This window comes from Microcoleus sp. B3-A4 (assembly GCF_036705385.1).
In the GTDB taxonomy this organism is placed as follows: Bacteria; Cyanobacteriota; Cyanobacteriia; order Cyanobacteriales; family Microcoleaceae; genus Microcoleus.
Genome location: NZ_JAUBUI010000061.1, coordinates 1 through 13,062 on the forward strand (window position 1 = coordinate 1; position 13,062 = coordinate 13,062).

The following is a 13,062-nucleotide window of genomic DNA, read 5'->3' on the forward strand; positions in this document are numbered from 1 at the left end:
GTGTTTGTAAGGCAATGATCTATATATATATTGCCTTACAGATTTTTTTGAGTTCACTTTTTCAGTGCCATTGGACTGAAGTCCTTACTACGAAATTAATCCGGTGTAAAATTAACAATCATAGGGACTTCTCCATTGCGCTTTTGAAGAGATGTAGCAGGAGTCACCCAGTTTTATGCACATTCAAAAAATAAATCATATCAAACCCTATTGATACCAAAGGATTTGATATGAAGCGAATTCTATTCGCCAGGATTTGGTATAGCGCGGTTTCTACAATTTGTCGATCGACCTTTTGGCTTTATCTGCCAGATTTCTCACCGCATCTTTAGCATCTTCTGCTGCGTGGCGGGCGGAGGCTTCCGCTTGCTTGGCTTTGCCTTCAACCTGGTCTTTTCTGTTGCCCGTGATATTACCGAAAATTTCCTGAGCTTTGCCTTCTAAATTTTTGCCGATCGCCTTTGCTCTGTCTTCTGCACTCATAATAAGCTCCGTTTGGCAAGTTCCTTTAGTAACATTGTAAAATCAACTCCCCTGCAATTGCCTTTAACTTCATATTAATTTATATTCTGCTTGACCTCGGTCTTCTTCTGATGACTTACTGCGTGCAAATCCCTCCCTCAAAAAGCGAAGGATTCCTTTTTTTTACAAATGTATACGTCAGCAATATTCGTCCTAAAAAACTATTTCAAACTCGCCGCAGCAACTTTAATCGGTTCGAGCAATTCTAAGGGCAAATGCAGCATATTCAATTGGGTGCTATCTGCTGCTTTCCTTTCCGGATCGGGGCCGTGATAATCGCTGCCACCAGTTGCCAGCAAACCGTAATGAAGACACAAATCTTTCAACTTTTGGATTTGGCTAGAACTGTGACTGGGATGGTATACTTCAACTCCCATTAAACCAGCATCTACTAATTCTTTTAAGACTTCCTCAACAGCGCCGCCGCGAAATAAATAAGGGTGAGCCCAAACTGGTACTGCGCCGCAACTCTTCAGTAAATCAATGCCTTCGACGATCGAGAATTTCTCGTAATGAACATAAGCCGGGCCGTCATCTCCCAGCCAGCGATCGAATGCTTCCCGCAATGATTTCGCGTGACCGGCTTTTACAAGTGCAGAGGCAATGTGAGGCCTTCCCGGTGCCATTCCTGGGGATGTTTTGGGCAGTTCGATCGCGTATCCCATTGCTGCTAATTTTTCGACCATTTCCTGCGATCGGCGAAACCTTCCTTCGAGGCGCTCGTTCAAAGGAACGCGCAACTTATTTGCATCGGGATAAAAACCTAAAATGTGCAGCGATCGACCGTTGTGAACGGTGCTGAGTTCGAGTCCGGGGACTATTTCGATACCGTGCAAAGCAGCAGCGGCGAAGGCTTCATCCCAACCCGACATCGTATCGTGATCGGTGACGGCCAAGGCGCGAACCCCCGATGAAGCGGCCGCGGCTACGAGTTCGGCAGGGGTGAGAGTGCCGTCGGAATAAGTAGTGTGACAGTGGAGTTCTAGCATTTTTTCTGGTAAGTCAAAGTCTGCGAAGTCTGCAATTATTCCCCTCACTCACGCGACATATACCGTCCCTGCGATCGACAAGTTTTTGGGTAATTTCAATCTGTTAGCTGTAATAAGTTGTCGCGCCTTTAATTGGGACATTTATGTTTATTAAAAGCTGGCGTGGGGTGGGCATCTTGCCCGCCTTTTCAGTTGAATTTAGATGCAGAACACCTTAGCTATATCTTGATTTCTCGCATTGGGGAAATGACACCCTCTGGCAATTTGGGAGGAATCGGCGATATTTCAATACTTTGTATGTTGTGAACTGGGATAACTACCAGTTTATCTGCCAATTCGAGAATTATCGGGTCGGCCGTCAACATTTTGTGCAGGCGAGTGCCTAAAGTTGCTTGCTCTCCTACTGTTCCCTCTGGCGCACTGAACTGGAAGTGTTGCTGTTTGCCGTTGGTATAGTGGATTGTCAGATCGATAATTCTTTCTTGGTTGGTTGCTTGCATAATTTTTTTCCCTAACAGTCGATCGGGACTTCGCAAAATTAACAATAAATCAAAACTGGCGATCGCACCACGATTGGAAAGCTCGTTGCAAAGCTTTGGACCAAACCAGGCTGTCGGTACGAAAGTCCGCTTAGTGCTAATTTTATCACAAAAACTGTACTGAAAGTTGCCAACTTACCCAGTATAGAATTGCCAGTTGCACTGTCTTCGCTCCCCAATGCGGGAGATCCTTCGCCAGCAATATTTGGTCGATCGGGCTTTCTTGTATGCCACTTGGCAAAGTGGCTCTATTTAGCCTGTCTAGCGACTTGACTCAAAGCGCTCTCAAGTCATACAGCAGAGGCATTTGAGCGCTTTGGGTGTCAATGTTTTTCGAGCTGGGAACTGTGGAGGTTAGGATAGTGGCATTGTGCTGTCACTGACCTAGAGGATTTTTTTATAAATTAATAACATAACATTCAGGTACAGCTTATGAAATCCACACTTTGTTTTCCCGAAACTTCTCTTTACTCTAACGCAGTCACTGTTAATAATAATGCTATTGACTCTTGTATCCTTACGGCTTGGATTGACTTAGTAGGAGGAGATTTTGATAGCTTGGGAGGAGATGATTGGCTTCCCTTGTGTGGCGACATTGATGATGGCGAAATTTACCGGGAATGGTTTTTGTGGGAAGACAGCGAAGTGACTCAAGAGTGGGAAGCTTACGATCCCATTACTAATTATCGAGTTGTGGCTTCAAGCCGAGAAATGATGATTTCTAAAATCGACCAAATAGAAGATTCCAGAACAATTTAGTTGACCCGGAGAAGGTTAAATCTTGATTTTCAACTTAAATAAAAATTCTGTCAACCAACCCGGTTTCTCTCAAGCATTAAAGAAACCGGGTTTTTACGAGCCCAACTCTAGGGTTTGGTTGATTTCCACGGGTCCAAACTAATCATTTAAGTCGCTACTGCTTTTTGTTTTTCTCGTTCTAATTTGCGCTGCTTCAAGGCTGCCAAATTTTGTTTAATCGTGTCGATCGCAAATCCAGCCCCCTGCTGTTGATATAATTCACTAGCACGGATCAAATCTGCAACTGCCTCCTCATCAGATCGCAAATTCGCACAAACCAAGCCGCGATTGTGGTAAGCTTCTGCTAAAGTTGAAACTTGTTCTAAAGTGCTGGTAAATTTATCTTTTGCTTTGCGGTACTTTCCTGACTGATAAGCCTCAATTCCTTGTTGAAAATAAACGGAAGCTTTACTGCCGCTGTCGGTATCGGGAAATTCTGGGTAAGTTAAAATTGGTTCTTTAAAGAGTACAGAAATGCTGCCCTTGCCGAAGTAAGCCCAAGTCATTGTTCCAAACCCAATCCCCAGCACGAGGGCAATAATGACAGACAGAGCAATAAAATTGGTGAGTTCCATAGAGCAATATTTGTTGTATTATAATATGATAAGATAATTTCTAAGTTCTGGAACAATGGCTGCGCGGATTGACCTCAACTGGAAATGGTTTTTCGGATCGCTAGCTTTAGTATTGTCGATCGGCTTAATTACTGCAACTGCAAGTTCTGACGCAGCAACTAACGCGCAAACTCAAGCAGGGTGGCAATTGTTGCAGCGGGGGGAGACGGGGTTGGTGGTAGCAATGCGACACGCGATCGCCCCAGGTACGGGAGATCCTGCTAACTTTAAGTTGGGTGACTGTTCCACCCAGCGCAATTTATCAGCACAGGGAAGAACCCAAGCCAAGAAAATTGGAGCAGAATTTCGCAACCGCAACATCAAAGTTGCGAGAGTTTTATCTAGTCAGTGGTGTAGGTGTTTGGAAACAGCAAAACTGATAAATATAGGCAAAGTTGAACCGTTCCCAGCGCTGAACTCGTTCTTTAGCGACAGCAGCACAGAAGCCAGACAAACAGGGACAATCCGCAAATTAATTGTTGACAACCGCAACACTAAAGGCGCGGTTATTATGGTAACTCATCAAGTAAATATTACCGCTATCACTGATATTGTACCGCAAAGCGGCGAAGCTGTGATTCTCAAAAGCGATCGACAAGGTAAAATCCAAATAGTCGGACGAATTGGAGGATTTTAAAGAGATAGAAAGTTATAATATTATCAATTTTCCATTACCAATTCCCCATTACCAATTTATATGAGTTTCCAATACAGCGCCGCCCTAGTGACTTTAGCAGACCTTGATAAGGAAGTTCTCGTTAAATTTTACAAAAATTTTCTAGACATAGAACCAAACCCTTATATTCTCAATACTTATGCTGAATTTCAACTCCCAGGCTTAAGACTCGGCATATTCAAACCCAAAGATTCCCACAAATCGGAATTTGCAAATCGAGCAAAAACAGGCATGAGTCTGTGTTTGGAAGTCAGCGATATCGAAACTGCGATCGCCAGAATTTGGGCTTTAGGCTATCCGCCCAACGGAGAAATTATCAAAGCTTCTCACGGTCTAGAAATCTATGCCTTCGATCCTGCGGGCAACCGCATAATTTTACATCAATCCAATCAGCGGTAGAGACTGTAGAGAAGACTGGACGATTTCAATCGCTACTACACTTGCTTCTCGTCCGAACTCAGAGGGGCTAAGAAATCAAGGGGATATTTAAGGCGAACTGGGTATAAAACCAGCACTTACCATTCAAAACTCAAAACTCAAAACGGCCTTAACTACCTAATCAGTTCAGCAAAACTGTAAAAACTGATAATTAATAACAGCAATGCTGTCAGGTGAGTTAGTTGAAATTGAGGCCGTGGGCCGAGGGATTCCCGCACCAAAATTGAAAAAGACGAACCAATGATATAACTCAGAGACAGTGTTAAATACTGCCACTGCAATGTTACACTCCACAGCCCCAGCAAAATCATCGCCAAAGTTAACATTACCAGCTCAACAAAGCGAGGCGGATTGTGCTGAGTAGACAGAATTAAAGTGTCCAACCAATATTGCCAAGGTCTCATGTTTTAGCGATCGAGCTTTTAGATTTAGCCTTCTAGCTTAACCTACGATCGCCATTCAGTTTGTTGCTGCAAACACCTTAAAGCCTCCGCCGTCTCAACCTGCGAAAATTGCCCGTAAAAGCGACTGACACTGTAAAAAGGGTGAGGAGTCTCCAGAACGATCAACTTATCGGCCATCTGGGCCAAAAATCCCATCAAATCTGCCGGGGCGACAGGCGCGCAAATCCACACAGCCATCGGTTGCTGCGACTCCAAAGCCTTAGCCGCCACAGCCATCGTCATCCCCGTAGCAATGCCGTCATCTACCAAAATCGCCAAAGCCCCAGCCGCGCTGATATTTGGGCGTCCAGGAGACAAATCTGCCAGCAGAGATTGAGCATTATTTTGAGCCAGGGGCAGGGCTGATTTTTGCAAGCGTAAATTGTGCTGCTTTTGCTTTTCCCAGAGGACGTGACCGTCAGCAGTTGCAGCCCCGATCGCCAATTCTAAATTATCTGGGCGAGTAATTTTCTTGGCGACAACCACATCCAAAGGACAGCCCAAGCGGCGCGCAATCGGCACAGCAACGGGCAAACCACCGCGCGGCAAGGCGTAAACAATCGGTTTCACCGCCTTCTGTGTCATTAAACTCAACTTGCCGAACTCGTCCACAACTGCCTCGGCCAGTTTTTCGCCTGCATCGGCGCGATCGTCAAAAAACGGGTTAGAGAACATATTTTTGCCTGTACGAGCTCAACCAAACAATTGGAGATTGTGCCAGTGTTAATTGGAGATTGTACGCGCGAGCGTAGCTATCCCGTAACGAATCGACAGCATCGCACACAAGCATCTAGCCAATCTCAAATCACCAAACCCGATCTAAACTATAAACTCTAGACTCCAAAATATCTCCCTAATTGTAAAACGTATGTCCAGCGACTTGCAACTCAGCCTTTTTGATAACAATCAAAGTGCCACTTTCCAAACAGACTCAATACCAGCAAATGCCAAAATTCCCATCCCTCCCGGCACTTATCAAAATATGGAACAAATCGGCGAGCACTGCAACCGCTGCTACCGCTGCGAATTGGGCAATACGCGCACTCACGCTGTCATAGGCCGCGGCAATCCTCAAGCCTCAATTTTGATTGTGGGAGAAGCGCCCGGACAAAACGAAGACGAAACCGGATTGCCCTTCGTCGGGCGATCGGGCAAACTGTTAGATAAGATTTTAGAATCCGTGGGATTGAGTGCAGAAACCGACGTATTCATTGCCAACGTCATCAAATGTCGCCCTCCCAACAACCGCCCTCCGACAGCAAAAGAAATCGAAGCTTGCAAACCTTATTTGCTCGAACAAATTCGCCTCTTAGACCCCAAAATTATTTTATTAACCGGCGCAACAGCCCTCAAAGGTTTGCTAAGCGACAAGCGGCCTATTAGTAAAATCAGAGGTCAATGGATTGAATGGGAAAATCGTTTGTGTATGCCGATTTTTCACCCATCATACTTGTTGCGAAATCCCTCCAGAGAACCGGAGACTCCTAAATGGTATATGTGGCAAGATATGCAGGCTATCAAGGCTAAATTGGATGAATTAAAATAGCAATTCTAATATTTTTTTGTTTGTGCTTTGTATGGGCGGGTTTCACGAACAATAATTGCCTAAAACCGATAATCTCGTAAACCCGCCCCCCACGGTAAATCGCTCAACCGAAAATCCGTGGCTTTTCTTATACCTCTGTTCTGAACAGGCAAGATGCCTGTTCCACAATAAAATTATTTTCTGTCAGGAACAGGCATTTTGCCTGTTCCACAATAAAAATTATTTCATGTGGGGTGGGCGTCTCGCCCGCCCGCAAGATGGGGAGCGTGTCATTTTTGCGATGAGTATAAATAATGGTGAACCCCACCATGAGTTTTTTTCCGATCATCAGTATAATAGGGAATAATTATCATCTCTTCCCACTTGATATATAATCATGAAAAACTTTATTGAAGCTATTGGTGGACTAATAGGACTTCTAGGTTTTGTGAAAGGCATTATTGAGTTCGTAGAACTCAATAGGATACATAGATATGAGAAGTTTCATGAGATGAGCAAAAGATTCGATGAGAACGAGTCAATCCAGAAAGTCTGTGAGCTTTTGGATGATAGCTCTAGCAGCATATCAGTCACTAAACAGGAAAAAGAGGTATTTATCTGCTTTTTGGAAGAGATTTACTTTATGATTATGTCTGGTGTAATGAAAAAGGAAATTGCACTGTACACATTTGGCTATTATGCAAGAAAATCAATGGACAACCAAAGATTTTGGCACGATCTTGATCGTGGGGAAGAGTATTACACAGTATTCCATAAATTCTGTGGAATGGTCTCTATCTTTGAGCCACGCAAACTCGGACTCAAGGAAACGCTGAAATACTGAGCACCATGAAGATAAATTCTTAGGTCACAATGTACTTTTGACGGGTTATCCTTTGATTTAGAACTGAGTATTTCCTAATTTAGAAGGTCAAACATCTTCGGAATTTCCAACTTATCTATTTCCACCTCGTGATTTATTAATAGCGGACATTATACTAGATATTATAAAAAAAGGTGTTATTAAAAAAAGAGGTACAAGTAATGACACAGGTATAAGTCCTACAACCATCGGCACTCCAACCCAAGGGTTAAAACTAACAAAAGACATGAAGCAGCTCCAATCCAGACTGTTAATTAGACCCCAACCAACAACCAACCGCAAGATGCCTGTTCCACAATAAAATTATTTTCTGTCACGAACAGGCAAGATGCCTGTTCCACAATAAAAATTATTTCATGTGGGGTGGGCGTCTCACCCGCCCAAAAATACAATTTAGTTGCGAGACAACTTATTTTTTGCACGACAATCTCGCAGCCACAAACGAATCGCCTCAGCAATTTCGCTTTCACTATCTTGACCTAATAAAGGACGAACATCCGCCGCAGTACCAAACCGAGAAACGATTTTTGCCAACTCCCAGCCGTTCTCCGTTTTAGCGAAAAATAACCAATGATATTGCTGAATTTCAACTCGTTGTCCCCCGCGATACTGCCGTTCCAAAGTAGTAATGAAAACTTGACTAGCATTGTCAGGAAGTGCATCTTCAAAATTTAAAGGTAGCGGTTCAAACTCCGGGCGGCCGGCTAAAATTATTTGAGGCAGCACGTAACCGGACGGTGTGTTTTTGTTAGAAGAAAAGTGCGACCGCACAATTACGCGATTAGCATAACTAGGCAAATCTTGCAACAGGCGATCGACCAAAGTTTCTAAATCAGCGGGACAGGGCGATCGCACTAACAAATCATACCGACTTGCATTGATACTGTTAGTATGATTTGTCACAAAATTAACTGCCAAAGTTGGAGTTGCAACCGCAGATATCAGCAGATAAACATAGATGAACGCAGATAAAATTCTATCGGCGTTCATCGGCGTTCATCTGCGGTTAAAAAACACATTCCTATTTTTATCCCAACTCTTCACAAATACGCGCAAAAGCCGCCACTGGATCGGACGCAGCAGTAATCGGCCGCCCAATAACCAGATAATCCGCACCAGCTTTCAAAGCAGCCTTCGGAGTCATCGATCGCTTTTGATCGCCTCCATCGGCCCATTTCGGACGCACACCGGGACAAACTAACAGAAAATCATCCCCGCAACTCATTCTTAACTGTTCCACTTCTTGCGGAGAACAAACAGCACCAGCTAAACCCGTTTCCTTAGCCAACAATGCCATGTGCAAAGCAAATTCCGGCAACTCCAAAGGTATTTTCAACTCAAAAGCCAACTGTCGCGAATTCAAACTCGTCAACAGAGTAATTGCAATCAACTTAGGAGTCGGTTTATCCACAGCCGCCGCCCCTTCAGTCAAAGCCAACTGTGCCGCTTTTAAAGCATCCTTACCACAAGTAGAATGGATAGTCAATAAATCCACATTATACTTAGCAGCAGCACGACAAGCACCAGCCACAGTATTCGGGATATCGTGAAACTTCAAATCGAGAAAAATCCGCTTTTCCCGCTGTTTTAAAATTTCCAAAATCCCCGGCCCGGAACTCACAAACAGTTCCAAACCCACTTTCCAGAAAGATACTTGCGGCAGTTTGTCCACAAGTGCGATCGCCTCTTCTTGACTCGAAACATCCAAAGCAACAATAATTCGATTATCAGCGTTCATCAGCGTTCATCAGTATTCATCTGCGGTTAAAAAAGAGATTCAAGACACCAATCGCACAAACTTATTCTTCCCAACCTGCAAAACCTTACCGCATAAATCAGCAGGTGATTCAAAAGTAAGATTAACATCAGAAACCCGATCGCCCTCCAACTTCACCCCGCCGCCCTGCATCAACTTCCTGGCATCACCGCTGCTTTTACAAAGCCCGCTAGCACTCAGAATATAAAACAACTTAGCCGGAAACTGCACGTTTGCCAAAGAAAACTCCGCCACAGCATCAGCTTGTCCCGCAGCACCTTTAACCAGCGCCATTGCATCTTGTTGTGCGCGATCCGCCGCTTCCGAACCGCGATACTGGCGCACCACATCCACAGCCAAAAGTTTCTGTTTTTCTCGCGGATTTTCTGGCAATTTATCAAGTGGCAAATCAGTTAATAGTTCAAAATACTGGGCGATCGAACTATCAGCAATTTTCTCCAACTTAGAATACATAGTCAGCGGGTCTTCCGACAAACCCACATAATTCCCCAAAGACTTCGACATCTTTTGCACCCCGTCAGTCCCGATCAAAATCGGCATCAGCAAACCAAACTGCGGTTTCATCCCAAAATGCCGCTGCAAATCTCTCCCCACCGCAATATTAAACTTTTGGTCGGTTCCCCCCAACTCCACATCCGCTTCCAAAGCCACCGAGTCGTAACCCTGCATGAGTGGATACAGAAACTCATGCAGATAAATCGCATTCTCCTGCTGCATCCTGGTATCAAATCCCTCTTTAGCGAGCATCTGCTGCACCGTCATCGTCTTCAGCAGTTCCAAAACCTTCGCCAAGTCCAATTTTGACAACCACTCGGAGTTATAGCGAATTTCCAAACGTCCGGGTGTGTCAAAATCTAGAATCGGACGCACTTGGTCTAAATAAGTCTTGGCATTTTCCGCCACTTGTTCGGCCGTCAACTGGGTTCGCATCTCGGATTTCCCCGTCGGATCGCCAATTCTTGCGGTAAAATCTCCGATCAGCAGTACGGCTGTGTGACCGGCATCCTGAAAAGCTCGCAGCTTGCGGACGCAAATGCTGTGGCCCAAGTGAATGTCACTCCCTGTCGGGTCAATTCCGAGTTTGACGCGCAAAGGTCGATCGACTTTTGCCAGCAGTTGGGCTAAATTTTCGTCAGGGTTGCTAGAATCAGGTCGATCTGGAAAAATCTCGCTGACGCCGCGGTAAAGCGCTGAAAGGTTAGGAGTTATCATCGGGGAGCGATCGTCCATCATATTTTGCCAAAGTGCAGCAGAATTAGTTACACTCACTGGTTGACGAATAAAAACTTAACTATCAAGCTACTATAATCCCAAAGCTGACCGGCTTTCATTAGCTGACAGTCTCTAGGGTTCGCATCTAAAATTAAAAGTCTTAAACCCCAAATCGAGTGAGGAAGTGAAATCCACGTGTCAACCAACGCAGTCCGCAATAACACGGAAAACTCAGCCCCCGTATTCGAGTTTGTTCAGTCAGTCAGTAAAGTGACCGCCGGAACCATACTCAGCATGACAATGCTTGCCAGTTCCGTAGTCGCTGGTGGACTGGTTGGCTTAGCGATCAGCTTCCGCAATTTGCCAGATGTTCGGATCTTGCAAACCTACTCTCCCACAGAAACTACCCACATTTACGACATCAACGGCAAGCCCCTAGCCAGCATCCACGACGAAGCCAACCGGGATGTCGTACCCCTTAACCAAATCTCCCCGCACCTTAAACGAGCTGTTCTGGCGATCGAAGATAGCAACTTTTTCACCCACAAAGGTATCAACCCCGGCGGGATAGCCCGAGCTCTCATAGTCAACCTAGAGAAAGGTCGAACCGTGGAAGGCGGCTCGACTATGACTATGCAGCTAGTCAAGAACCTGTTTCTTTCTCCCCAGTCAAAATTTAGTCGCAAGGTAGCTGAAGCGGTAATGTCTATCCGCTTGGAGCAAATTCTCAACAAAGACCAAATTCTGCAACTATACCTGAATCAAATCTACTTAGGTCACAACTTGTACGGCGTAGAGACAGCCTCTCGAAGCTATTTCAACAAGTCAGCAGGTAATTTGACTCTTTCAGAAGCAGCGATGCTGGCCGGCTTAATTTCTGCCCCCGAAGAATACAGTCCTTTTGTCAATTACAAGTTGGCAAAAGAGCGGCAAGAAATCGTTTTAAACCGCATGAAGGATCTTAAATGGATTACCCCGGCCCAAGAGACTGCGGCCCGCCAGGAAAAAATTAAGCTCGGCAAAATTACCTCTTTTGGCGGCTCTCAAGTTCCTTACGTAACACAAGCCGTAGTCCAGGAACTGACTAGGCGTTTCGGGCGAGATGCCGTGGTTAAGGGAGGAATGCGCGTTCAAACCACGATCGACCTTAAAATGCAGCGCATAGCCGAAGAAACAGTCAAAGCGTGGCACAATCGGCTTTACTACCAAGGGCTGTTTTACGATCGCCAGGAAGGTCAAATTGCCCTAGCCGCCGTCGATCCCCGCACCCACTTCGTCAAAGCCATGGTGGGCGGCGTCGATTACGAAAAGAGTCAGTTCAACCGCGCCATTCAAGCACGCCGCCAGCCCGGATCTTCTTTTAAGCCTTTTATCTACTACGCTGCCTTTGCTAGTGGCAAATACGGCCCCGATTCAGTTGTATATGACTCCCCTGTCGGCTACCGCGATGGCGACGGCTACTACTACCCTCAAAACTACGGTGGCGGCTTCTCCGGTGCCGTCAGCATCCGCAGAGCTTTGGAAGTATCTCTGAACATTCCCGCCGTCAAGCTTGGCCAAGAAGTCGGATTGAATAAAGTGATTGAGATTTGCCGCGTACTCGGCATTAGAAGTCCGATGGAACCGGTGATTTCTTTGCCCTTGGGTGCCGTTGACTTGACTCCTTTAGAAATGGCCGGAGCTTTTGCTACCTTCGCCAATAACGGCTGGCATTCTGACACCACGTTTATCGTGCAAGTAACTGACAGCAGCGGCAACGTCTTGCTCGACAATACGCCCAAACCCAAATTAGTTCTCAATTCCTGGGCGGCGGCATCTGTCAACAGCGCCCTGCAAGGGGTAATTAGCAGCGGAACGGCAAGGGCAGCTCAACTTGGGCGGCCGGCTGCTGGGAAAACTGGTACAACTTCCTCAGAACGGGATATCTGGTTTGTGGGTTACGTACCGCAGTTGTCGGTGGCTGTTTGGATGGGCAACGACAATTATAGACCGATGAGCTACGGTGCTACTGGTGGTACTATTGTCGCCCCTGTTTGGCGCGATTTTATGAGCCAAGCTTTGGAAGGTGTTCCTGCAGAAAGTTTCAAACCTGCTTCATCTTTTGAGCGACCTTAATTATCAGTCATTAGTCATTGGGCATTGGGCATTGGGCATTGGGAATACTTTCTTCCTTCTTCCTTCTTCCTTCTGACACTAAGACTGTTTTTCCAGCTCAGATTTCATCCGCTCCAGTGTTGAGTTCATTTGATCGAACATCTGCTGGGGCGTGATGCCAAATTGATTGAGCTGTGTTTTTAACTGCTCTACAGTCATCTGAGCCATGAAGTCCTCAGACAGCTCGAAGCGCTTCATAAAAATACGGTAGCGCTCCATCATTGATTCCATCTGAGCGATGAACATTTTCTTGCCTTCGCGATCGAATTTCCCGTAATTGCCACCTAGTTTGATGAGAGATTGATAGTCTTCAAACAACAGCTTGGCTTCTTGCTGAACAATTTCTGAATCAAAAAATCCCATAGCTTTCCTGATTTTTTAATATTCTACTAATTTTGATCTAGGCGAGAAATCCCGCTGCTTTTTGTACCATTTTATCAGTTGCCGGAGGAAGTCCCTACCCCTTAAGGCACAAGAATAAGTAGAAATTTC

Annotated in this window: 16 protein-coding genes; 6 read left to right on the top strand and 10 right to left on the bottom strand. The window is 45.4% G+C overall.

Annotated elements, in window-relative coordinates:
- Positions 1-273 precede the first annotated feature (273 nt).
- The 3 genes from QUB33_RS21000 to QUB33_RS21010 form a co-directional block, all read right to left on the bottom strand.
- Positions 274-483 carry a CsbD family protein gene (locus QUB33_RS21000; protein ID WP_333353687.1) on the bottom strand — a complete coding sequence of 70 codons (210 nt, stop codon included), beginning with the start codon at positions 481-483 and terminating at the stop codon, positions 274-276.
- A 200-nt stretch (positions 484-683) separates the two neighbouring features.
- The gene (locus tag QUB33_RS21005; RefSeq protein ID WP_333353690.1) at positions 684-1,511 is read right to left on the bottom strand and encodes a PHP domain-containing protein; all 828 of its coding nucleotides are present in this window, start codon (positions 1,509-1,511) and stop codon (positions 684-686) included.
- Positions 1,512-1,729: 218 nt separating this feature from the next.
- Entirely contained in the window at positions 1,730-2,011 is a 282-nt protein-coding gene (locus tag QUB33_RS21010) for a hypothetical protein (RefSeq protein ID WP_333353692.1), read from the bottom strand.
- Positions 2,012-2,482: 471 nt separating this feature from the next.
- Between QUB33_RS21010 and QUB33_RS21015 the strand changes: the two genes are divergently transcribed.
- Positions 2,483-2,809, top strand: a complete 327-nt coding sequence (locus QUB33_RS21015; protein ID WP_333353695.1) for a hypothetical protein — start codon at positions 2,483-2,485, stop codon at positions 2,807-2,809.
- A gap of 146 nt (positions 2,810-2,955) precedes the next feature.
- On the opposite strand, the gene QUB33_RS21020 is transcribed toward QUB33_RS21015, so the two are convergent.
- Entirely contained in the window at positions 2,956-3,423 is a 468-nt protein-coding gene (locus QUB33_RS21020; RefSeq protein ID WP_333353698.1) for a hypothetical protein, read from the bottom strand.
- A gap of 55 nt (positions 3,424-3,478) precedes the next feature.
- Between QUB33_RS21020 and QUB33_RS21025 the strand changes: the two genes are divergently transcribed.
- The gene (locus QUB33_RS21025; RefSeq protein WP_333353701.1) at positions 3,479-4,099 is read left to right on the top strand and encodes a histidine phosphatase family protein; all 621 of its coding nucleotides are present in this window, start codon (positions 3,479-3,481) and stop codon (positions 4,097-4,099) included.
- Positions 4,100-4,159: 60 nt separating this feature from the next.
- On the top strand, positions 4,160-4,537 hold the full coding sequence (locus QUB33_RS21030) for a VOC family protein (protein ID WP_333353704.1): 378 nt from the start codon (positions 4,160-4,162) through the stop codon (positions 4,535-4,537).
- Between the two features lie 152 nt (positions 4,538-4,689).
- On the opposite strand, the gene QUB33_RS21035 is transcribed toward QUB33_RS21030, so the two are convergent.
- Positions 4,690-4,980: a hypothetical protein gene (locus QUB33_RS21035; RefSeq protein ID WP_190733766.1), complete on the bottom strand. Its 291-nt coding sequence runs from the start codon at positions 4,978-4,980 to the stop codon at positions 4,690-4,692.
- 42 nt (positions 4,981-5,022) lie between these two features.
- Positions 5,023-5,694, bottom strand: a complete 672-nt coding sequence (locus QUB33_RS21040; RefSeq protein WP_333353711.1) for a phosphoribosyltransferase family protein — start codon at positions 5,692-5,694, stop codon at positions 5,023-5,025.
- Between the two features lie 193 nt (positions 5,695-5,887).
- Between QUB33_RS21040 and QUB33_RS21045 the strand changes: the two genes are divergently transcribed.
- Entirely contained in the window at positions 5,888-6,565 is a 678-nt protein-coding gene (locus QUB33_RS21045; protein ID WP_333353714.1) for a uracil-DNA glycosylase, read from the top strand.
- A gap of 376 nt (positions 6,566-6,941) precedes the next feature.
- Entirely contained in the window at positions 6,942-7,388 is a 447-nt protein-coding gene (locus tag QUB33_RS21050; protein ID WP_333353717.1) for a hypothetical protein, read from the top strand.
- A gap of 432 nt (positions 7,389-7,820) precedes the next feature.
- Here QUB33_RS21050 and QUB33_RS21055 read toward each other — a convergent pair whose 3' ends face one another.
- From QUB33_RS21055 to tyrS, 3 genes are read right to left on the bottom strand one after another with little or no spacing between them, the layout of a single operon-like run.
- Positions 7,821-8,417, bottom strand: a complete 597-nt coding sequence (locus tag QUB33_RS21055; protein WP_333353721.1) for a hypothetical protein — start codon at positions 8,415-8,417, stop codon at positions 7,821-7,823.
- 37 nt (positions 8,418-8,454) lie between these two features.
- Complete coding sequence (pyrF, locus tag QUB33_RS21060; RefSeq protein ID WP_333353724.1) at positions 8,455-9,165, bottom strand: orotidine-5'-phosphate decarboxylase; 711 nt, start codon at positions 9,163-9,165, stop codon at positions 8,455-8,457.
- Positions 9,166-9,204: 39 nt separating this feature from the next.
- The gene (gene tyrS, locus QUB33_RS21065; RefSeq protein WP_333353787.1) at positions 9,205-10,437 is read right to left on the bottom strand and encodes a tyrosine--tRNA ligase; all 1,233 of its coding nucleotides are present in this window, start codon (positions 10,435-10,437) and stop codon (positions 9,205-9,207) included.
- 174 nt (positions 10,438-10,611) lie between these two features.
- On the opposite strand from tyrS, the gene QUB33_RS21070 reads away from it, so the two are divergent.
- Entirely contained in the window at positions 10,612-12,531 is a 1,920-nt protein-coding gene (locus QUB33_RS21070) for a transglycosylase domain-containing protein (RefSeq protein ID WP_333353727.1), read from the top strand.
- A gap of 78 nt (positions 12,532-12,609) precedes the next feature.
- Here the strand turns inward: QUB33_RS21070 and QUB33_RS21075 are convergent, their stop codons facing one another.
- Positions 12,610-12,933 carry a DUF1825 family protein gene (locus QUB33_RS21075; RefSeq protein WP_190661255.1) on the bottom strand — a complete coding sequence of 108 codons (324 nt, stop codon included), beginning with the start codon at positions 12,931-12,933 and terminating at the stop codon, positions 12,610-12,612.
- Positions 12,934-13,062 lie beyond the last annotated feature (129 nt).

Coding starts and splice junctions, on each gene's coding strand:
- QUB33_RS21000 (WP_333353687.1), bottom strand. CDS start 483: ATGAGTGCAGAAGACAGAGCAAAGGCGATCGGCAAAAATTTAGAAGGC.
- QUB33_RS21005 (WP_333353690.1), bottom strand. CDS start 1,511: ATGCTAGAACTCCACTGTCACACTACTTATTCCGACGGCACTCTCACC.
- QUB33_RS21010 (WP_333353692.1), bottom strand. CDS start 2,011: ATGCAAGCAACCAACCAAGAAAGAATTATCGATCTGACAATCCACTAT.
- QUB33_RS21015 (WP_333353695.1), top strand. CDS start 2,483: ATGAAATCCACACTTTGTTTTCCCGAAACTTCTCTTTACTCTAACGCA.
- QUB33_RS21020 (WP_333353698.1), bottom strand. CDS start 3,423: ATGGAACTCACCAATTTTATTGCTCTGTCTGTCATTATTGCCCTCGTG.
- QUB33_RS21025 (WP_333353701.1), top strand. CDS start 3,479: ATGGCTGCGCGGATTGACCTCAACTGGAAATGGTTTTTCGGATCGCTA.
- QUB33_RS21030 (WP_333353704.1), top strand. CDS start 4,160: ATGAGTTTCCAATACAGCGCCGCCCTAGTGACTTTAGCAGACCTTGAT.
- QUB33_RS21035 (WP_190733766.1), bottom strand. CDS start 4,980: ATGAGACCTTGGCAATATTGGTTGGACACTTTAATTCTGTCTACTCAG.
- QUB33_RS21040 (WP_333353711.1), bottom strand. CDS start 5,694: ATGTTCTCTAACCCGTTTTTTGACGATCGCGCCGATGCAGGCGAAAAA.
- QUB33_RS21045 (WP_333353714.1), top strand. CDS start 5,888: ATGTCCAGCGACTTGCAACTCAGCCTTTTTGATAACAATCAAAGTGCC.
- QUB33_RS21050 (WP_333353717.1), top strand. CDS start 6,942: ATGAAAAACTTTATTGAAGCTATTGGTGGACTAATAGGACTTCTAGGT.
- QUB33_RS21055 (WP_333353721.1), bottom strand. CDS start 8,417: ATGAACGCCGATAGAATTTTATCTGCGTTCATCTATGTTTATCTGCTG.
- pyrF (WP_333353724.1), bottom strand. CDS start 9,165: ATGAACGCTGATAATCGAATTATTGTTGCTTTGGATGTTTCGAGTCAA.
- tyrS (WP_333353787.1), bottom strand. CDS start 10,437: ATGATGGACGATCGCTCCCCGATGATAACTCCTAACCTTTCAGCGCTT.
- QUB33_RS21075 (WP_190661255.1), bottom strand. CDS start 12,933: ATGGGATTTTTTGATTCAGAAATTGTTCAGCAAGAAGCCAAGCTGTTG.